This is a genomic window from Pseudomonas trivialis (assembly GCF_036864995.1).
In the GTDB taxonomy this organism is placed as follows: Bacteria; Pseudomonadota; Gammaproteobacteria; order Pseudomonadales; family Pseudomonadaceae; genus Aquipseudomonas; species Aquipseudomonas trivialis.
The window spans coordinates 4,500,138-4,521,197 of the sequence record NZ_CP142151.1 but is presented as its reverse complement, the minus strand read 5'-3'; the positions used below and the strand labels follow the sequence as shown (position 1 = coordinate 4,521,197).

Below are 21,060 nucleotides of genomic sequence, written 5' to 3'. Positions count from 1 at the left end.
TTTTACACGCCCATGTATGCGCAGTGACACATTTGTGGCGGCTCTAGGGGCCTAAACCATCTCAAGCCCGCCAATAACGGCCCACAGTGCTAAAGTCGCACCCCTCGATTGTGCTTTTCTCAAGGAAGCCGTTATGCCGGATGCGACGTCCCTCAGTGCTGGGTTCATGGTGGTTCACGGCAACCGCCTGGACGAGCTGCGCAGCCTGGTGGTCAGTTGGATGCGCCGTTACCCCTTGGCGCCCCTGGAAAACGAAATCGCTCTGGTGCAAAGCAACGGCATTGCCCAATGGCTCAAACTGGCCCTGGCCGAAGATCCGCAGGACGACGACATGGGCGGCTGCGGTATCGCCGCCGCCATCGACGTTCAACTGCCCGGCAGCTTCATGTGGCAGCTCTATCGCATGGTGCTGGGCCGCGACGAAATCCCGCCCAAATCGCTGCTCGATAAGGCGCCCCTGACCTGGCGCCTGATGCGTCTGCTGCCGGAGCTTATCGACCAGCCACACTTCGAGCCGCTGCAGCGTTTTTTGACCGACGATACCGACCTGCGCAAACGCTACCAACTCGCCGAACGCCTGGCTGACCTGTTCGACCAGTACCAGGTCTACCGCGCCGATTGGCTGGAAGACTGGGCTGCCGGCCGCCATCAATTACGCAACGGTCGAGGCGATTCCAAACCCCTCAACCCCGCCAATTGCTGGCAAGCCGAATTATGGCGCGCACTGCTGCTGGATGTGGGAGAGCAGGGCATGGCCCAAAGTCGCGCCGGTGTGCATCAGCGCTTCATCGAACGCATCAACAGCCTTGAGCAAGCGCCAAAGGGCCTGCCTTCGCGAGTGATCGTCTTCGGCATTTCATCACTGCCCGGCCAAGCACTCGAAGCCCTCGCCGGCCTGGCCCGGTTCAGCCAGGTGCTGCTCTGCGTGCACAACCCTTGCCGCCATCATTGGTCCGACATCGTTGCCGACAAGGACCTGCTGCGCAGCGAGTACAAACGCCAGGCGCGCAAGGCCGGCATGCCTGTCACCCTCGACCCGCAAACCCTGCACCAGCACGCGCATCCGCTGCTCGCCGCCTGGGGTAAGCAGGGGCGCGACTACATCAGCCTGCTGGACAGTTACGACGACCCCAACAGCTATCGCGCCGCGTTCCGTGACGGTCGCATCGACCTGTTCAGCGACAGCGAGCCCACCACGCTGCTCAACCAGTTGCAGGACGACATCCTCGAACTGCGCCCCTTGAATGAAACCCGCGAAATGTGGCCCGCCGTCGACCTGCAGCGCGATACCTCAATCCGCTTCCACATCGCCCACAGCGCCCAACGCGAAGTCGAAATCCTCCACGACCAACTGCTCCAGCGCTTCAGCGCCGATCCCACGCTGCGCCCTCGGGACATCATCGTCATGGTCCCCGACGTCGACAGCTACGCGCCGCATATTCGTGCGGTGTTCGGCCAACTCGAACGCAGCGATCCACGCTTCATTCCGTTCACTCTCACCGACCAGGGCCAGCGCGGCCGCGACCCGTTGCTGATTGCCGTCGAGCACCTGCTCAAACTGCCCGACAGCCGCTTCCCCGTCAGTGAAATCCTCGACCTGCTCGACGTGCCCGCCCTGCGCGATCGCTTCGCCATCAAGGAGCGCGACCTCCCCACCCTGCATCGCTGGATCGAAGGCGCCGGTATCCGCTGGGGGCTGAACGCCGAACAGCGCGCCGGCCTGGGCCTGCCGCCTGCGCTGGAGCAGAACAGCTGGCGATTCGGCCTGCGTCGCATGTTGCTCGGCTACGCGGTCGGCACCGGCAGGGCCTGCGACGGCATCGAGCCCTACGACGAAATCGGCGGCCTCGATGCTGCCCTGATCGGCCCGCTGGTGGCCCTGCTCGACGCGCTCAATGACGCCCATCAAGCCCTGTCGCAAGCCGCGTCGCCGATGGTATGGGGTGAACGCCTGCAGCGCCTGGTGCAACGGTTCTTCCTGGCCAGCAGCGAACATGACGACTACCTGCTGGGCCAGCTTGAACAGTTGAGAGAAACCTGGCTGGAAACCTGTGAGTCCGTCGGCCTGCAGGACGAATTACCCCTCACCGTGGTGCGCGAAGCGTGGCTGGCCGGTCTGGATCAGGGCCGCCTGTCCCAGCGCTTTCTCGCCGGGGCCGTCAATTTCTGCACCCTGATGCCCATGCGCGCCATCCCCTTCAAGCTGGTCTGCCTGCTCGGCATGAACGACGGCGACTACCCGCGCGCGCAACCGCCGCTGGATTTCGACCTGATGGGCAGCGACTACCGTCCCGGCGACCGTTCACGCCGCGAAGACGACCGCTACCTGCTGCTCGAAGCCCTGCTCTCGGCTCGCGACCAGCTGTATATCAGCTGGGTGGGCCGCAGCATTCGCGACAACAGCGACCGGCCGGCCTCGGTTCTGATCGGCCAGTTGCGCGACCATATCGCCAGCGGCTGGCACAACATCCAAGACGCTCCTTTGCTGGAGGCCATGACCCAGGAACACCCGCTCCAACCGTTCAGCGCCCGCTACTTCCACGAAGGCGACGCGCTGTTCAGTTACGCCCGCGAATGGCAGATGCTGCACCAGGCGACCGACGCCCCACCCATCGCAGACGCACTCGCACCGCATCAGCAGGAAGAACCCCTGAGCCTCGGCCAATTGCAGGATTTTTTGCGCAACCCGGTCAAACATTTCTTCAGCCAGCGTCTGAAGGTGTTCTTCGAAGCCGCCGAAGTACCGCTGGCGGACGAAGAACCTTTCGTCCTCGACGCCCTGCAACGTTACAGCCTGAGCGACAGTTTGCTCAACGCCGCCCTGACCCGACCCCATCAGCTCGACCAGGCCCTCAGCGCCCAGGCGCTGCGCCTGCAAGGCAGCGGCCTGCTGCCCATGGTCGGTTTCGGCGAATGCCTGCGCAACGAGTTGATCGAGCCGTTGCCCGACTTGCTGCAGCGCTATCAACAATTGCTCGCGCTTTGGCCCACGCCCCACACCGGCGCAGAACCGATCAGCTTCGACTACCAGGGCACTCAACTGGATGGCTGGATCAGCGGCCTGCATCGGCGCAGTGATGGCGGATTACTGAGCGTCACCACCATCCCCAACAGCATCGGCTCGATCAAGACACGCAAGTGGCATCGCCTGATTCGGCCCTGGGTCAACCATGTGGTGGCCTGCGCCTGCGGCCTGCCATTGAGCACCGGCCTGGTCGCCAGCGACGACACCTTGCTGCTGGCCCCACTGGAAAAAGCCGCAGCCCAAGCCCTGCTCAACGACCTGCTGCTGGCCTGGCACACCGGCATGAGCAAGCCGCTGCCGGTCGCTGTCAAAACCGCGTTTGCCTGGCTGGGCCAAACCGACCCCGCCAAGGCGCAGGCGGCCGCCAGCAAAGCCTACGAAGGCGATGGCATTACCACTGACGGCGAGCGCCGTGAAAGCCCGGCGCTCACCCGGCAATTTCCCGACTACGCCGCGCTCACCGCCAGCGAAGAGTTCGAAGGCTGGGCCGAAACCCTGTATCGCCCGCTGATCAATGCGCCCTGGCGATCACTCACCCGCGAGGAGGCCGGCGCATGACCCGCAAACCCCTGGCCCTGGCGTTCCCGCTCAAAGGCAGCCAACTGATCGAAGCCAGCGCCGGTACCGGCAAGACCTTCACCATCTCGGCCCTGTACCTGCGCCTGGTGCTCGGCCACGGTGGCGAAACGTCCGGTTTTGGTCACGAGTTGCTGCCGCCGCAAATTCTCGTGGTGACCTTCACCGACGCCGCCACCAAGGAACTGCGCGAACGCATCCGCATCCGCCTGGCCGAAGCCGCACGCTTTTTCCGCGCTGAAATCGAACAGCCAGACGCGCTGATCGCCGACCTGCGCGACGAATACCCGCCCGAGCTATGGCCTGCCTGCGCCAATCGCCTGGACATCGCCGCGCAATGGATGGACGAAGCAGCCGTCTCGACCATCCACAGCTGGTGCCAGCGCATGCTGCGCGAACACGCTTTCGACAGCGGCAGCCTGTTCACCCAGACCCTGGAAACTGACCACAGCGATCTGCTGGGCGAGGTGCTGCGCGATTATTGGCGGCTGTTCTGCTACCCCCTGCACGACGACGCACTCGACTGGGTGCGCAACCACTGGGGTGGCCCGGCCGCGCTGATGCCACGGGTGCGCGCGCTGTTTGGCAGCGAACGGCCGACCGACGAGACCCGTGAGCCGGCCGAGCTGATCAACGCCTGCCTGCAGGAGCGCCGTGAAGCGCTGACCCACCTCAAGGCGCCCTGGCAACAATGGGCAACGGAATTGCGTGAGATCTGCCTGCAGGCCGTCGCCGCCAAAGCGGTTGACGGCCGCAAGATGCAGGCACGTTACTTCGAGCCCTGGTTCGAAAAAATCAGCGCCTGGGCCGCCGACGAAAGCCTGGAGCAGTTGGACATCGGCACCGGCTTCACGCGGCTTACCCCGGACGGCATGGCCGAAGCCTGGAAGGGCGAGCCGCCGCAGCACCCCGGCATCGAGGCCATGGCCGACCTCAAAGCCCGTCTTGACGCGTTGCCGACGCCCGACGCCGCCGTGCTGCAACACGCCGCCGGGTGGGTCGGCAAACGGTTTGAAGAAGAAAAACGTCGCCGCGCCGAAATGGGCTTTGACGACATGCTGATCCGCCTCAACGCCGCCCTGCAAGCCGAAGGCGGCGAGCGCCTGGCCAGTGTGATCCGCGAGCAGTTCCCGGTGGCCCTGATCGACGAATTCCAGGACACCGACCCGGTGCAGTACAGCATTTTCGACAGCATTTACCGCATCGAAGAAAACCACCTCGACAGCGGCCTGTTCCTGATCGGCGACCCCAAGCAGGCGATCTACGCGTTCCGGGGCGCCGACATCTACACCTACTTGCGCGCGCGCAAATCCACCCTCGGCCGTCATCACACGCTGGGCACCAACTTCCGTTCCAGCCATGCCATGGTCGAGGCGGTAAACCATGTGTTCCAGCGCGCCGAAACAGGCCGTGGCGCATTTCTGTTTCGTGAGCCCAACGGCGATAACCCGGTACCGTTCCACGCGGTACTGGCCCAGGGCCGCAAGGAACAGTTGCAGGTCAATGGTCAGACGCTGCCGGCGCTGAACCTCTGGCACCTGCCTACCGATCAGCCGATTTCCAACGTCATCTATCGCAAGCATCTGGCTGCTGTCTGCGCGACGCAGATTGTCGAGCTGCTCAACGGTGGGCAACACGGGACGGCAGGTTTCCGGCAGCAGGATGGCCGCTTCAACGGCGTGCTGCCGTCAGACATCGCCATTCTGGTGCGCGATGGCAAGGAAGCCCAGGCCGTGCGTGCCGAGTTGGCCGCCCGTGGCGTGCGCAGTGTGTACCTGTCCGATAAGGATTCAGTGTTCGCCGCCCAGGAAGCCCACGACCTGCTGGCCTGGCTCAAAGCCTGCGCCGAGCCCGACGTCGAGCGCCCACTGCGCGCCGCGCTGGCCTGCGTCACCTTGAACCTGTCGCTGGCGGAATTGGAGCGTCTGAACCAGGACGAACTGGCGTGGGAAACCCGCGTGATGCAGTTTCGTGGCTACCGCGCGATCTGGCGCAACCAGGGCGTGCTGCCGATGCTGCGTCGCTTGCTGCATGATTTCAAACTGCCGCAAACCCTGATCGCCCGCAGCGATGGCGAACGGGTGCTGACCAACCTGCTGCACCTGAGCGAGTTACTGCAACAGGCGGCCTCGGAACTCGATGGTGAGCAGGCACTGATCCGTCATCTGGCCGAACACCTGGCGCTGTCCGGTCAGGCCGGTGAAGAGCAGATTCTGCGTCTGGAGAGCGACGAGCAACTGGTCAAGGTGGTGACCATTCACAAGTCCAAGGGCCTGGAATATAACCTCGTTTTCCTGCCGTTCATCTGCTCGGCCAAACCGGTGGATGGCAGCCGCTTGCCGCTGCATTACCACGATCAACAGGGCAAGTCCCAGGTCAGCCTGCGTCCCACCGCCGAGCTCATCGCCCAGGCCGATGACGAGCGTCTGGCCGAAGACCTGCGCCTGCTCTACGTGGCCCTCACGCGCGCCAAACATGCGTGCTGGCTCGGCATCGCCGACCTCAAGCGCGGCAACACCAGCAGCTCGGTGCTGCACCTGTCGGCGCTCGGTTATTTGCTCGGTGCGGGCGCCGCGCTGGGCGAGTCCGCCGGGCTGGCGCGCTGGTTGCTGGACCTGGTGCAAGGCTGCCCGGCGGTGCACTACACCGAGGTGCCCGACCCACAGGACAATGTCTTCCACCCGCCGCGCAACCAGGCCACCTTGCTGGCGCCGTTGCTGCCCACGCGCAAGGCGGCGGAAAACTGGTGGATCGCGTCCTACAGTGCCCTGCGCATTGGCGACAGCATGAGCGCCGCCCGCCTCGAAGCGCCGGAAAGCCCCCAGGCCCAGAAACTGTTCGATGACGAACGCCTCGACCCCGATGCCCCGCGCGAAGTGGCAGCGTCCGGCGGCGACATTCATCGTTTCCCACGTGGCCCTAACCCCGGGACCTTCCTTCACGGTTTGCTCGAGTGGGCCGGTGAGGAAGGTTTCGACGTGACCCCACAGGCGCTCGAAAAAGCCGTCGGCGCGCGCTGCAATCGTCGCAACTGGGAAGGCTGGATCGTCACCCTCAGCAGTTGGCTGGGCCATCTGTTGGAAACGCCGCTGCCCCTGCATGACGATCAGGTCACGCTCAGCGGTTTGCAGCACTATCAGATCGAGATGGAGTTCTGGTTCGCCAGCCACAAGGTCGATGTGCTCGTTCTCGACAGGCTGGTGTGTCAGCACACCCATCACGGCGTGTCGCGCGTGGCTGCCGAACCGGTGTTGCTCAATGGCATGTTCAAAGGCTTTATCGACCTCACGTTCGAACACGAGGGCCGCTACTACGTGGCCGACTACAAATCCAACTGGCTCGGCCCCGATGATTCGGCCTACACCGTCGAGGCCATGGAACAGTCGATCCTCGAGCATCGGTACGACCTGCAATACGTCCTCTATCTGCTGGCCCTGCATCGCCAGCTCAAGGCCCGTTTGCCCGATTACGACTACGACCGGCATGTCGGCGGTGCGCTTTACCTGTTCCTGCGGGGCACCCAGGCCGCCAGCCAGGGCGCGTATTTCACCCGGCCACCGCGCGCGCTGATCGAGGGTCTTGACCTGCTGTTCCAGGGTAAATCGATACCGCCCAAGGCTGAACCCGCGTGGGAACAAGGAGTGCTGTTATGAGCCTGTCGCCGCTACCGCTGGAGGCACTGGCGCCCTTGAACCGCGCCGCCGACCTGCTGCAACTGCTCGAACGTTGGGTCGAGCGTGGCTGGCTGCGTGCGCTGGACAAAGCCTTCGTCGGCTTCCTGCATGAGCTCGACCCGCACGCCGCTCCGCTGATGTTGCTGGCGGCGGCCTTGACCAGTCACCAGCTTGGCCACGGCCATGTGTGCCTGGACCTGTTCGAAACCCTCAAAGCACCGGATTTCGCCCTGTCGTTGCCACCCGAAGGCGACCTGCAAACCGGCGCCATGCTGTTGCCGTCGCAACTGCTCGACGGCCTTGACGGCGCCCATTGGTGCCAGGCCCTGGCGGCCAGCCCGTTGGTCGCATTGGCCGTCGATGACAGCGAGTCCGCCCACAGCCGGCCGTTGGTGCTGGCCGGCAAACGCCTTTACCTGCGCCGTTACTGGGCCTATGAGCGGCGAATCGACACGGCGTTGCGCCTGCGCCTGGCCACCGAAGAAACCGTCTCGACCGATTTGCCCCAACGCTTGAACGGCCTGTTCGAACAAGCCCCGCCGGATGGCGTGATCGACTGGCAGAAACTCGCCTGCGCCCTGGCCACCCGCGGTGCGTTCAGCATCGTCACCGGCGGCCCCGGCACCGGCAAGACCACCACCGTGGTGCGCCTGCTCGCGCTGTTGCAGGCGCCCGCCGTGGAGGCCGGCAGCCCGTTGCGCATTCGTCTGGCCGCGCCCACCGGCAAGGCCGCCGCGCGCCTGACCGAATCCATCAGCCAGCAAGTGTTGTCGCTCAATGTGCCGCAGGGCGTGAAGGACAAGATCCCGACCCAGGTCACCACCGTTCACCGCTTGCTCGGCAGCCGCCCTGGCACCCGACACTTTCGTCATCACCTGGGCAACCCGCTGCCGCTGGATGTGCTGGTGGTGGACGAAGCCTCGATGATCGACCTGGAAATGATGGCCAACCTGCTCGACGCCTTGCCGTCTCACGCGCGGCTGGTGCTGCTGGGTGACAAGGACCAGCTCGCCTCGGTAGAGGCCGGCGCCGTGCTCGGCGACCTGTGCCGCGACGCCGAGGCTGGCTGGTACAGCCCACAGACGCGCCAATGGCTGCAAGCGGTCAGCGGCGAAGACCTCAGTGCCAGCGGCTTGCAGGAAGACCTCGACGCCAGCCACCCGCTGGCGCAACAAGTGGTGATGCTGCGTTACTCGCGGCGTTTTGGCGAAGGCAGCGGCATCGGCCAGCTGGCGCGCTGGGTCAACCAGCAAAACGCCGAACAGGCGCGTGCACTGTTGGCCGCGCGCAGCCACAGCGACCTGTTCTGCGTCAGCCTCAAGGGCGAGCATGACCACGCTCTGGAACGGCTGGTGCTCGACGGCCAGGGCGATGGCGCCCAGGGTTATCGCTACTACCTGAACCTGCTGCAGTCCGCGCGCCCGCCGCTCGATACCCCACGCGAAGACCCCGCCTGGACCCACTGGGCGCAACAACTGTTGCAAGCCTTCGACGCGTTCCAGTTGCTCTGCGCCGTGCGCAAGGGCCCTTGGGGCGTGGAGGGGCTGAACCTGCGCATCACCGCCGCCTTGCGCAAAGTGAAGCTGATTGACGGTGACGAACAGTGGTACGAAGGGCGCCCGGTCTTGATGACGCGCAATGACTACGGCCTTGGGCTGATGAACGGCGACATTGGCATCGCCCTGAAACTGCCGGAAAGTGACGGCGGCCCGCAGGTATTGCGCGTGGCCTTCCCGCGCAACGACGGCCAGGGCGGCGTACGCTTTGTGCTGCCCAGCCGCTTGAATGATGTGGAAACCGTGTACGCCATGACAGTGCACAAGTCCCAGGGCTCCGAGTTCACCCACACCGCGCTGATCCTGCCGGATGCGCTCAACCCGGTGCTCACCAAAGAGCTGATCTACACCGGCATCACCCGCGCCAAACGCTGGTTCAGCCTGATCGAACCGCGTGGCGGCGTGTTCGAAGAAGCGGTGCGGCGCAAGGTCAAGCGCTTGAGCGGATTGATGCTGGAACTGGGCCTGGACACAGTAGAGGCTGACTGAACGGACCCTCCATTCTCAATCTGTAATGCAATCAAAGTGTGGGAGGGGGCTTGCTCCCACATTTAATCGGCAAATCGCATCTCCCGCGTTTCCCCCATCAACAACCGCTGGTTCTGCTCCGTCACCTCACGGATGTAATCCCACAACAGGGTGATCCGCTTCAGCTTGCGCAAATCCTCCCGGCAGTACATCCAGAACTGCCGCGTAATCGCAATCTGCTCCCCCAGCACTGGCAGCAGGCGCGGATCCTGCGCCGCCAGAAAGCACGGCAGTATCGCCAGCGACCGTCCTTGCTGCGCCGCCACGTACTGCGCGATCACGCTGGTACTGCGCAAGCTGGCGCTGGCGCCGGGCACTACGTTGGCGAGGTACAGCAGTTCTGAACTGAACGCCAGATCATCCACATAGCTGATAAACGGATGTTCGGCCAAATCGGCCGGACGCTGGATCGGAGGGTGCTGGTCGAGGTAGTCCTGGGTCGCGTACAGCTGCAATTGGTAGTCGCACAATTTGCAGCACACATAAGGGCCGTGTTCCGGGCGTTCCAGGGCGATGACGATGTCGGCTTCGCGTTTGGACAAGCTGATGAAGTGGGGCAGGGGCAGGATGTCCACCGAGATGGCGGGGTAGGTGTCGACGAAATGGCTCAACTGCGGCGTGATGAAAAAACTGCCAAAGCCCTCGGTGCAGCCCATGCGCACATGGCCGGACAACGCCACGCCGGAGCCGGACACCTGCTCGCAGGCCATGTGCAACGTGCTTTCGATGGACTCGGCGTAACCGAGCAAACGCTGGCCCTCGGCGGTGAGCACGAAGCCGTTGGTGCGGGATTTTTCGAACAGCAGCGTGCCGAGGGACACTTCCAGCGAAGTGATGCGCCGCGACACCGTGGTGTAGTCCACCGCCAGGCGCTTGGCCGCAAGGCTGGCCTTGCGGGTACGCGCCACTTCGAGAAAAAACTTCAGGTCATCCCAGTTCAGGGAGCCCAGTGAGGTGATGTTTTTTTGCATATTGGACCGGCTTATATGTGCGTTCTTATTAGAGATTTGCACATCTATACTCCAAAACCAGTCCGAACGCCTCACTTCCCAAGGCGGTTCACGCGCCTTGTCTCTGCATAACTATAAGATTTGGAGACCACATGAACGCATCCACCGACATTTCCGTGCAACGGGTCAAGCTGCTGATCGACGGTGAGTGGGTCGAATCCGGCACCACCCAATGGCAAGACATCGTCAACCCGGCGACCCAGGAGGTGCTGGCCAAAGTCCCGTTTGCCACCGCTGACGAAGTCAACGCCACCATCGACGCCGCCCATCGCGCCTTCCAGACCTGGAAACTGACCCCGATTGGCGCGCGCATGCGCATCATGCTCAAGCTGCAAGCGTTGATCCGCGAGCATTCCAAACGCATCGCCGCAGTCCTCAGCGCGGAGCAGGGCAAGACCATCGCTGACGCCGAGGGTGATATTTTCCGGGGGCTGGAAGTGGTCGAGCACGCGTGCTCCATCGGTACCCTGCAAATGGGCGAGTTCGCCGAAAACGTTGCCGGCGGCGTCGACACCTACACCCTGCGCCAGCCCATCGGCGTGTGCGCCGGCATCACGCCGTTCAACTTCCCGGCGATGATTCCGCTGTGGATGTTCCCGATGGCCATCGCCTGCGGGAACACCTTCGTGCTCAAACCGTCCGAACAGGACCCGCTGTCCACGATGCTGCTGGTGGAGCTGGCGCTGGAAGCCGGTGTGCCGGCCGGCGTGCTCAACGTGGTGCATGGCGGCAAGGACGTGGTGGATGCCCTGTGCACCCATACACACATCAAGGCCGTGTCCTTCGTCGGCTCGACCGCCGTCGGCACCCACGTTTATGACTTGGCCGGCAAACATGGCAAGCGCGTGCAGTCGATGATGGGCGCGAAGAACCATGCGGTGGTGCTGCCGGATGCCAACCGCGAACACACGCTCAATGCGTTGGTGGGCGCCGGTTTCGGCGCGGCGGGTCAGCGCTGCATGGCCACTTCGGTGGTGGTGTTGGTGGGCGCGGCCAAGCAATGGCTGCCGGACCTCAAGGCGCTGGCGCAGAAACTCAAGGTGAATGCCGGCAGCGAAGCGGGCACGGATGTCGGCCCGGTGATCTCCAGGCGGGCCAAGGCGCGCATTCTGGAGTTGATCGAAAGCGGCGTGAAAGAAGGCGCCACGCTTGAGCTGGACGGCCGCGATATCAAGGTGCCGGGCTTCGAGCAAGGCAACTTTGTCGGGCCTACCCTGTTCTCGGGCGTGACCACGGACATGCAGATTTACACCCAGGAAATCTTCGGCCCGGTGCTGGTGGTGTTGGAAGTCGCCACGCTGGATGAGGCTATCGCGCTGGTCAACGCCAACCCGTTCGGTAACGGCACCGGCCTGTTCACCCAGAGCGGCGCGGCGGCACGCAAGTTCCAGAGCGAGATCGACGTGGGTCAGGTCGGCATCAACATTCCGATCCCGGTGCCGGTGCCGTTCTTCAGCTTTACCGGCTCGCGCGGCTCCAAGCTCGGCGACCTCGGCCCCTACGGCAAGCAAGTGGTGCAGTTCTACACCCAGACCAAAACCGTCACCAGCCGCTGGTTCGACGACGACACGGTCAACGATGGCGTCAACACCACCATCAACCTGCGCTGAGTGGGGGAGACGATCATGAAAATTGCATTTATCGGCCTGGGCAACATGGGCGCGCCCATGGCTCGCAACCTGATCAAGGCCGGCCACGCGCTGAACCTGTTCGACCTGAATCAGACCGTACTCAAGGAACTCGCCGAACTGGGCGGCACAATCAGCGATTCGCCGCGCGCCGCTGCCCAGGGCGCCGAACTGGTGATCAGCATGCTGCCGGCCGCTGCCCATGTGCGCAGCGTGTGGCTCAATGAAGACGGCGTACTCGCCGGTATCGGCCACGGCGTGCCGGCGGTGGATTGCAGCACCATCGACCCGCAGACCGCACGCGACGTGGCGGCCGCTGCTGCCGAACATGGCGTGGTGATGGCTGATGCGCCGGTGTCCGGCGGCACCGGCGGGGCGCAGGCCGGGACGCTGACCTTTATGGTGGGCGCCACGCCGCAATTGTTCGCCACCCTGCAGCCGGTGCTGGCGCAGATGGGCCGCAACATTGTGCATTGCGGTGAGGTGGGCACCGGGCAAATCGCCAAAATCTGCAACAACCTGCTGCTGGGCATCAGCATGGTTGGCGTCAGCGAAGCCATGGCGCTGGGCGACGCGTTGGGCATCGACACCCAGGTGCTGGCGGGCATCATCAACAGCTCCACCGGGCGTTGCTGGAGTTCGGACACCTACAACCCATGGCCGGGCGTGATCGAAACCGCGCCGTCATCACGCGGTTACACCGGCGGCTTCGGCGCCGACCTGATGCTCAAGGACCTGGGCCTGGCCACCGAAGCGGCGCGCCAGGCGAAACAGCCCGTGATCCTCGGCGCGGTGGCCCAGCAGTTGTATCAATCGATGAGCCAGCGCGGGGAAGGGGGCAAGGACTTTTCGGCGATCATCAACAGCTATCGCAAGCCCAAATAGCAGGGCTTTCGCGCTTCTGTGGCGAGCGGGCTTGCCCCGCGTTGGGTTGCGCAGCAGCCCTGAAATCCCTCACCGCGATCTTTCCGGAAAATCGCGGTGCCTGGATTGGGGCTGCTGCGCAGCCCAACGCGGGGCAAGCCCGCTCGCCACAACACAACGCGCATCAGGCAAACACAAAATACTTGCGCACCGTCTCCACCACTTCCCACGTGCCCTTCATCCCGGGCTCCACCACAAAGATATCCCCGGCGCGCAAGTGGATCGGCTCCATGCCCTCAGGGGTGATCACGCAGTAGCCTTCCTGGAAGTGGCAGTATTCCCACTTCACGTACTCCACGTACCACTTTCCCGGTGTGCAGATCCAGGTGCCCATGATCTTGCTGCCGTCTTCGCTGGTGTAGGCGTTGAGGTTGACGGTATGGGGATCGCCTTCGAGTTTTTCCCATTTGCACGCGTCCAGGACCGGCAGGGGATGGGTGTCGCGCAGTACGGTGATGGGCTTGGACATGATGACTCCGAGGCAGGGAATGGAAGGATGCACCCTAAGGCCTCGGGCGTTGCGTCAGTGGTCTGAACTCGACATCAGGATGTCTGTAAGCGCATGAGGTGTGGGAAGGGATGCCTCTTCCCACATCCAATCAGTGTGCTGGCGCAGCGTTTGCGTTTCTTACCCGCAACCGATAGGCCAGGTAGATGATCCCCACCCACACGGGCATCGCGTACACCGACTCGCGAATCCCCGGAATCGCCAGCATCACGCTGATGATCATCACCATGAACGCCAGACACAGGTAGTTGCTGAACGGGAACCAGAAGGTCTTGAACGACGGCGTCACGCCTTGCTCGCCCATGGCCTTGCGGAACTTGATGTGGGTGATGCTGATCAGCGCCCAGTTGATCATCAGCGAGGCAACCGCCAGTGCAAACAGCAGCTCCAGCGCACTCTTGGGGGCCACGTAGTTGACCACCACGCAGAGCAGCGTCACCAGCGCCGAAACCGCCAGCGCCCGCAGTGGCACGCCCTGCTTGTTGAGCTTCATCAGCGCCTTGGGCGCATCGCCCTGCTCGGCCAGGCCGAACAGCATGCGGCTGTTGCAGTACACGCCGCTGTTGTACACCGACAGCGCCGCGGTCAGCACCACGAAATTGAGGATGTGCGCGGCGGTGTCGTTGCCGATCAGCGAGAAGATCTGCACAAACGGGCTGCCGCTGTAGGCATCGCCCGAGGCGCCGAGGGTTTGCAGCAATTGGTCCCATGGGTACAGCGACAGTAGTACGGTCAGCGCGCCGACGTAGAAAATCAGGATGCGGTAGACCACCTGGTTGATCGCCTTGGGGATCACCTTGCGTGGCTCGCTGGCTTCGGCGGCGGTGATGCCTACCAGCTCCAGGCCACCGAACGAGAACAGGATGAATGCCATGGCCATCAACAGCCCCATGCCGCCATTGGGGAAGAACCCGCCGTGACTCCACAGGTTGCTCACCGACGCCTGCGGGCCACCGCCGCCGCTGAACAGCAGGTAGCCGCCGAGCATGATCATGCCGACGATCGCCACCACCTTGATGATCGCGAACCAGAACTCGGCCTCACCGAAGATCTTCACGTTCAGGGTGTTGATCAGGTTCACCGCGGCGAAGAACACCAGCGCGCTGACCCAGGTCGGAATCTCGGGCCACCAGAACTGGATGTACTTGCCCACCGCCGTCAGTTCGGCCATGCCCACCAGCACGTAGAGCACCCAGTAGTTCCAGCCCGACAGAAAACCCGCGTAACCGCCCCAGTATTTATGGGCAAAGTGGCTGAAGGATCCGGCCACCGGCTCCTCGACGATCATCTCGCCGAGCTGGCGCATCATCAGGAACGCGATGAAACCGGCAATCGCGTAACCCAGGATCATCGACGGCCCCGCCGACTTGAGCACCCCGGCGGAACCGAGGAACAGGCCCGTACCAATCGCACCGCCCAGGGCGATCAACTGAATATGCCGGTTCTTGAGGCCACGCTTGAGGCCTACCGGGTTTACTGTGTCATCCGCCATTAAACATTACCTTCTACTTGTTGTTCCGCAGGATCGGTTGCACGCAGAACCCATCCCCGGACGCTGAGGGGGCAGATATTACAGAACCTTAAGTTGAATGAAGATCAAAATGTGGGAGTGGCTTGCTCAAGGCTTCCCACAGCGCCTTGGCGTACCCCGGCAACTGTTCGAACGAGCGCGCGCACAGCAGCAACCGACGACAGGCCCACTCTTCCGCCAGCGCTTGAGCCTTGAAGGCACGCGGCACCTGCCCGCGCGCCAGCGCCGCCTGCGGCACGATACCGATGCCTGCCCCACCGGCCACCATGCGCATCAACCCCTCGAAGCCATCGGCGCGGATGCGGGTTTGCAGGCGAAACCCTGCGTGCAGGGCCTGCTCCTCCAGGTACACCGCCAGCGCACTATGGGCGGCCAGGCCGACGTAGTCGTGTTGCAGGCTGTCGATAAAGCTGACCGGGGCGGCTGCCAAGGGATGATCCAGCGGCATGATCAGCACCAGCGGGTCATCGCGAAAGGGCAGGGTCTGCAAGCCATGGGTGTCGACCGCGTCGGAGATGATGCCCAGGTCCGCCGTGCCCTGGCGCAGGGCCTGGGTGATGCGCAGGCTCGGCAGCTCCTGCAGGTCGATATCGAGGTTGGGGTGTTCGCGTAGAAACGCCGCCAGCAGTTCCGGCAGGTATTCGCTGAGGGCGGTGGTGTTGCACAGCAGACGCACCTGGCCTTTGACGCCGTTGGCGTACGCCGCCAGGTCCTGTTGCAGGTGGTCGGCCTGTTGCAGCAGCAGCCGTGCATGGCGGGCCAGGGCTTTGCCGGCGGGCGTTGGCGCGACGCCACGGCGGCCGCGCTCAAGAAAGGCAATGCCCAGCGAAGCTTCCATGGCGCGGATACGGGCGCTGGCGGCGGCCAGGGACAGATGGCTGCGGGCGGCACCGGCGGTGATGTTGCCGGTGTCGAGGGTATGCAGGTAGAGGCGCAGGTCGATCAGGTCAAAGTGCATGGCTGGGTTTTCCGGTGACTGGGCTGACGCTATCGGGAGCAAGCCCCCTCCCACACTTGAAGGTATTCACAAGTCATCATGTGGGAGGGGGCTTGCTCCCGATGAGGCCCTAAGCCTCACGCAAAACAATAGGCAGCCTCAGTATATGCCGCATTTTCGATCCGGCCGGAAGCCCGCACAATCGCCCGATGACGACCTTTCTCGCGTTCTACCAAAACCTCGGCCCCACCCTGACAATGCTGGTCATCGGCACCTTTCTGCTGGCCGGCACCGTCAAAGGTGTTATCGGCCTCGGCCTGCCCACCGTTGCGATGGGCCTGCTCGGTCTGGCTATGTTGCCGGCGCAGGCTGCCGCGCTGCTGATCATTCCCTCCATGGTGACCAACTTCTGGCAACTGGCGTTCGGCGGCCACTTGAGTGCGCTGCTCAAGCGTCTATGGCCCATGCTGTTGCTGATTTTCCTCGGCACCGGGCTGGGCACGCTGTGGCTGGGTATGGGCGCCGAGCAATGGGTGGTGCGCGCACTGGGCGCGGCGTTGTTGATTTACGCGCTCAGCGGCCTGTGCCTGCCCACGTTCAAAATGGCGCCGCGCACCGAGCGCTGGCTGGCGCCGTTATGCGGTTTGATCACCGGCCTCATCACCTCGGCCACGGGCGTCTTCGTGATTCCGGCGGTGCCTTGTCTGCAAGCGCTGGGCCTGAGTCGCGACCAGTTGGTGCAGGCCCTGGGGTTGTCGTTCAGCGTGTCTACCCTGGCGCTGGCCGCAGGCCTGGCCTGGCACGGCACTCTTGGCACTGGCGAAATCAGCGCCTCGTTGCTGGCGCTGGTGCCCGCGCTGCTGGGGATGTGGCTGGGGCAGGCGCTGCGCCAACGCATCAGTGTGGTGCTGTTCAAGCGGGTGTTCTTCATCGGCATGGCACTGCTGGGCGCCCACCTGCTGATCAGCGGCTGAATTCAACAATAACGTTCCATTCGTGCGTTCTGGTCAACTGTATTTTGCCGCGCCGCCGCTTATTCCGGGTGGGCGATGTCGATAGCCTGACGGCCTGTATTGATAACCCTCAGGATCCCCTCCCATGAAAAAAGTACTCCTGCTCAACGGTGGCAAAAAATTCGCCCATTCCGATGGCCGCTACAACGCCACCCTGCATGATGCCGCTGTGGCCCTGCTCGACCGTGGCGGCCTTGACGTCAAGGTCACCCACATCGACGAAGGCTATGACGTTGCCGAAGAAGTCGCCAAGTTCCTCTGGGCCGATGTGATCATCTATCAGATGCCCGGCTGGTGGATGGGCGCGCCATGGATCGTCAAGAAATACATCGACGAAGTCTTTACCGAAGGCCACGGCAGCCTCTACGCCAGCGATGGTCGTACCCGCTCCGATGCCTCGCAAAAGTATGGCAGCGGCGGTCTGATTCAAGGCAAACACTACATGCTGTCGCTGACCTGGAACGCGCCGCAGCAGGCCTTTGACGATCCGGCCGACTTCTTCGAAGCCAAGGGCGTGGATGCGGTGTACTTTCCGTTCCACAAGGCCAATGCGTTTCTCGGCATGAGCGCCTTGCCGACGTTCCTCTGCGTGGATGTAATGAAACGCCCGGCCATCGAAGCCGACGTGGCGCGCTATGAACAGCATCTGGCGCAGGTGTTGGGGCTGGCGGTGTAAGCTTGCGTCGACCGATCACGAGGACAGCCCCTTGAAAGCCCGATCCGATGAGCTACAGATCTTCGTCAGCGTGATCGAGTGCGGCTCGATTTCCGCGGCGGCCGAGCAGGCCGGGCAGACGCCCTCGGCGGTCAGCCGCACGCTCTCGCGGCTGGAGGCCAAGCTCGACACCACGCTGATCAACCGCACCACGCGGCGCATGGACCTGACGGAAGAGGGCCGGTACTTCTTCGAACAGGCCAAGCGGATCCTGGCGCAGATGGATGAGCTGGAGGAGCACCTGTCGTCGCGCCAGAAAACCCCGGCCGGGCGGCTGCGGGTCAATGCAGCGGTGCCGTTCATGCTGCATGGGATCGTGCCGTACATTGCCGAGTTTCGAGCCTTGTACCCGCAGATCCAGCTGGAGCTCAACAGCGATGACCTGATCATCGACCTGCTGGAACACAGCACCGACATTGCCATACGCATCGGTGCCCTGGCCGACTCGACCCTGCACGCGCGTGCCCTTGGCTGCACGCCGCTGCATGTGCTGGCCAGCCCGGAATACCTCAAGCGACACGGCACGCCGGCCAGCGTCGCCGACCTGGCGCAGCACACCTTGCTGGGCTTCAGCCAGACCGAGACCCTCAACCACTGGCCCCTGCGCCATGTGGAGGGCGACCGTTGGCTGATCCAGCCGGCCATTGTCGCGTCCAGCGGTGAAACTGTGCGGCACCTGGCGCTGCAAGGGCAGGGCATTGGCTGCCTGTCGAACTTCATGACTGGCGAAGACATCAGCGCCGGGCGCCTGGTGCCGGTATTGGAGGCGTTCAACAGCGGGTATCGCCAGCCGATCCATGCGGTGTTCTACCGCAACTCGCAACTGGCGCTGCGCATTCAGTGCTTCCTGGATTTCATCCAGGCCAAGCTGGCGCGCTATGCCTGCTGACAGGCGGTGAACACCGCCAACTGTGGGAGCGGGCTTGCCCGCGAAAGGCGCGCCTCGGTCCACCTGTCGTCACACTTCACTGGCCCCTCCGAGCACATTTCCGTACCATCCCCCGCCTGATCCCCCGCAACTCCCTGGTACCTCCATGACCTTCACCCGTTTGCGCGCCGACGCCCTGGCCGGCCTCACTACGTCTTTCGCATTGCTGCCCGAGTGCATCGCCTTTGCGCTGGTGGCCCATCTCAACCCGCTGATGGGCCTGTATGGCGCCTTCATCATCTGCACCCTCACCGCGTTGTTCGGCGGTCGGCCCGGCATGGTGTCCGGTGCGGCAGGCTCGATGGCGGTGGTGATCGTCGCGCTGGTGGTGCAACACGGCGTGCAATACCTGCTGGCCACGGTGCTGCTCGGCGGGTTGATCATGGTCGCCTTTGGCGTGTTGCGCCTGGGCAAGCTGGTGCGCATGGTGCCGCATTCGGTGATGCTGGGGTTCGTCAACGGCCTGGCGATCATCATTGCGCTGGCGCAACTGGAGCATTTCAAGCGGGGCGAACACTGGCTCAGCGGCACGCCGCTGTACGTGATGATCGGCCTGGTGGCGGCGACGATGGCGATTGTCTACCTGCTGCCACGCCTGACGCGCGCGGTACCGCCGGCGCTGGTGGCGATTCTCGGCGTGGGCCTGGCGGTGTACCTGCTCGGCCTGCCCACCCGTACCCTGGGCGACATGGCCCACATCGCCGGTGGCCTGCCGACCTTTGCGCTGCCACAGATCCCCTGGACCCTGGAAACCCTCGGCATCATCGCGCCCTATGCGTTCCTGATGGCGATGGTCGGCTTGCTGGAAACCCTGCTCACCCTGAACCTCACCGACGAAATCACTGAGACCCGTGGCTACCCGGACCGCGAAAGCGTGGCCCTGGGGGCCGCGAACATGGTCTCGGGCCTGTTCGGCGGCATGGGCGGCTGCGCGATGATCGGGCAAACCGTGATCAACCTCAGTTCCGGCGGGCGCGGGCGATTCTCCGGTGTGTTTGCCGGGGTGATGATTCTGTTGTTCATTCTGTTTCTGTCACCCTTGATCGAGCGCATCCCGCTGGCGGCGCTGGTGGGGGTGATGTTCGTAGTGTCCCAGCAGACCTTCGCCTGGGCATCCTTGCGGGTGATCAACAAGGTGCCGGTCAATGATGTGCTGGTGATCATTGCGGTGACGGTGATCACGGTGTTCACCGACCTCGCCACGGCCGTGCTGTGCGGCATCGTGATCGCGGCGCTGAATTTCGCCTGGCAGCAGGCCCGTGAACTGTATGCCGATGAGCACCTGGAGGCGGACGGCAGCAAGCTGTATCGGCTGCACGGCACCTTGTTCTTTGCCTCGACCACACCGTTTCTGAACCGTTTCGACCCGGCCAACGACCCGGCTCAGGTGACGCTCGATTGCCGTCACCTGAGCTTTGTGGACTATTCAGCGATAGCCGCGCTGATGACCCTGCGCGAGCGCTACACCAAGGCCGGCAAGCATGTGCGGGTACTGCACCTGTCGGAACGCTGCAAGAAGCTGCTCAAGCGAGCGAAGGTGCATCACGATTGAACGGGTCTGTTTATGGCCCAACCAGATCTTCGAGTTCCTGGGCGCGGGTCTGGGTCATGTCCAGCACGCAGCCGGAGCCGTTGACCTGATCGATGGTGCCGCCCGTGGCGCTGCCGACGAAGGCGCAATTGGCGTCGCGGTACTGGATCCACAAGCGCTGCACGTCCTGCAGCTGCTTCTTGCGTTCACCTTCCTGAGCGTCCAGTGCAGTCTTGTAGGCCCTGTTCAGGCGCGCATCCTGCACCTTGGTTTCCTTGACATTGCACGTGACCATGGCGAGGGTCGTTTCGGCGCTGTCCATGCATTTTTTCAACGCAGGATTGTCTGCGGCTGAAGCGGTGCCGCAAAGCGCCACAAGCAGGGCGCTGACGGCAAAGGATGTACGAATCATGATCGGCTTCCTGGGCTTGAGTGGAGTCGCAGTCTATGACTCGCAGACAGCGCTTGAGTTTCGGGCACGTCCTAGCGAGCTGTAAGCCCACCTCCTGGCGAATTTTCTTCGTGGGTTTTCGCCTCTATAGTGGGCGCTCTTTTACACGGAGCGGTCGCCATGCACTTAGGAAAAGTCATCCCCATCCTGCGGAGTTTCGACGAGGCCAAGGCGTTGGAATTCTACGTCGACTTCCTGGGATTCAAGGTCGATTGGCAGCATCGGTTCGAAGCGAATTATCCGCTGTACCTGCAGGTATCGCTGGGGGAGTGTGTGCTGCATTTGTCCGAGCACCATGGCGATGCGTCGCCGGGGGCGGCGGTGCGGATTCAGGCGCAAGGTCTGGCTGCTTACCAGCAGCAATTGCAGGCCAAAGACTACCGTTTTGCCAAGCCCGGGGTTGAGCAAACGCCCTGGGGCTCGCGGGAGATGAGCATCAAGGACCCGTTTGGAAATCGGCTGGTATTTGTCGAGGAAAGCGAGGGCTGAGTGGTAAATAGCAGGCAATAAAAAACCGCCTTGGTC

Annotated in this window: 15 protein-coding genes; 10 read left to right on the top strand and 5 right to left on the bottom strand. The window is 63.4% G+C overall.

Going from position 1 to position 21,060, the window contains the following annotated elements:
• Positions 1–133 precede the first annotated feature (133 nt).
• From recC to recD, 3 genes are read left to right on the top strand one after another with little or no spacing between them, the layout of a single operon-like run.
• A complete protein-coding gene (recC, locus tag VRB54_RS19910) occupies positions 134–3,583 on the top strand; it encodes an exodeoxyribonuclease V subunit gamma (RefSeq protein WP_338478484.1) in 3,450 nt (1,149 codons plus the stop codon).
• Entirely contained in the window at positions 3,580–7,254 is a 3,675-nt protein-coding gene (recB, locus tag VRB54_RS19905) for an exodeoxyribonuclease V subunit beta (RefSeq protein WP_338478483.1), read from the top strand. The genes recC and recB overlap by 4 nt, the downstream gene beginning before the upstream one ends.
• A complete protein-coding gene (recD, locus tag VRB54_RS19900; RefSeq protein ID WP_338478482.1) occupies positions 7,251–9,320 on the top strand; it encodes an exodeoxyribonuclease V subunit alpha in 2,070 nt (689 codons plus the stop codon). The genes recB and recD overlap by 4 nt, the downstream gene beginning before the upstream one ends.
• A gap of 62 nt (positions 9,321–9,382) precedes the next feature.
• On the opposite strand, the gene VRB54_RS19895 is transcribed toward recD, so the two are convergent.
• Positions 9,383–10,330, bottom strand: coding sequence for a LysR family transcriptional regulator (locus VRB54_RS19895; protein ID WP_338478481.1), 948 nt, complete (start codon positions 10,328–10,330; stop codon positions 9,383–9,385).
• 131 nt (positions 10,331–10,461) lie between these two features.
• Here VRB54_RS19895 and VRB54_RS19890 point away from each other — a divergent pair, with 131 nt between their 5' ends.
• Positions 10,462–11,979 (top strand): CoA-acylating methylmalonate-semialdehyde dehydrogenase, encoded by a 1,518-nt coding sequence (locus VRB54_RS19890; RefSeq protein ID WP_338478480.1) that lies wholly within the window; start codon positions 10,462–10,464, stop codon positions 11,977–11,979.
• Between the two features lie 15 nt (positions 11,980–11,994).
• Positions 11,995–12,882 carry a 3-hydroxyisobutyrate dehydrogenase gene (gene mmsB / locus VRB54_RS19885; RefSeq protein WP_338478479.1) on the top strand — a complete coding sequence of 296 codons (888 nt, stop codon included), beginning with the start codon at positions 11,995–11,997 and terminating at the stop codon, positions 12,880–12,882.
• 163 nt (positions 12,883–13,045) lie between these two features.
• On the opposite strand, the gene VRB54_RS19880 is transcribed toward mmsB, so the two are convergent.
• The 3 genes from VRB54_RS19880 to VRB54_RS19870 form a co-directional block, all read right to left on the bottom strand.
• Positions 13,046–13,390, bottom strand: a complete 345-nt coding sequence (locus tag VRB54_RS19880; RefSeq protein ID WP_003230905.1) for a cupin domain-containing protein — start codon at positions 13,388–13,390, stop codon at positions 13,046–13,048.
• A 130-nt stretch (positions 13,391–13,520) separates the two neighbouring features.
• Complete coding sequence (locus VRB54_RS19875; protein WP_338478478.1) at positions 13,521–14,921, bottom strand: amino acid permease; 1,401 nt, start codon at positions 14,919–14,921, stop codon at positions 13,521–13,523.
• Positions 14,922–15,009: 88 nt separating this feature from the next.
• Positions 15,010–15,918 (bottom strand): LysR substrate-binding domain-containing protein, encoded by a 909-nt coding sequence (locus VRB54_RS19870; RefSeq protein WP_338478477.1) that lies wholly within the window; start codon positions 15,916–15,918, stop codon positions 15,010–15,012.
• A gap of 188 nt (positions 15,919–16,106) precedes the next feature.
• Here VRB54_RS19870 and VRB54_RS19865 point away from each other — a divergent pair, with 188 nt between their 5' ends.
• From VRB54_RS19865 to VRB54_RS19850, 4 genes are all read left to right on the top strand, one after another.
• Complete coding sequence (locus tag VRB54_RS19865; RefSeq protein WP_338478476.1) at positions 16,107–16,871, top strand: sulfite exporter TauE/SafE family protein; 765 nt, start codon at positions 16,107–16,109, stop codon at positions 16,869–16,871.
• Positions 16,872–16,995: 124 nt separating this feature from the next.
• On the top strand, positions 16,996–17,586 hold the full coding sequence (locus VRB54_RS19860; RefSeq protein WP_338478475.1) for an NAD(P)H-dependent oxidoreductase: 591 nt from the start codon (positions 16,996–16,998) through the stop codon (positions 17,584–17,586).
• A gap of 31 nt (positions 17,587–17,617) precedes the next feature.
• Positions 17,618–18,514: a LysR family transcriptional regulator gene (locus VRB54_RS19855; protein ID WP_057007345.1), complete on the top strand. Its 897-nt coding sequence runs from the start codon at positions 17,618–17,620 to the stop codon at positions 18,512–18,514.
• Between the two features lie 145 nt (positions 18,515–18,659).
• Positions 18,660–20,105, top strand: coding sequence for a SulP family inorganic anion transporter (locus VRB54_RS19850; RefSeq protein ID WP_338478474.1), 1,446 nt, complete (start codon positions 18,660–18,662; stop codon positions 20,103–20,105).
• Positions 20,106–20,115: 10 nt separating this feature from the next.
• On the opposite strand, the gene VRB54_RS19845 is transcribed toward VRB54_RS19850, so the two are convergent.
• Positions 20,116–20,496 carry a lysozyme inhibitor LprI family protein gene (locus tag VRB54_RS19845; protein WP_338478473.1) on the bottom strand — a complete coding sequence of 127 codons (381 nt, stop codon included), beginning with the start codon at positions 20,494–20,496 and terminating at the stop codon, positions 20,116–20,118.
• 159 nt (positions 20,497–20,655) lie between these two features.
• On the opposite strand from VRB54_RS19845, the gene VRB54_RS19840 reads away from it, so the two are divergent.
• A complete protein-coding gene (locus VRB54_RS19840) occupies positions 20,656–21,024 on the top strand; it encodes a glyoxalase superfamily protein (protein ID WP_338478472.1) in 369 nt (122 codons plus the stop codon).
• Positions 21,025–21,060: the final 36 nt, after the last annotated feature.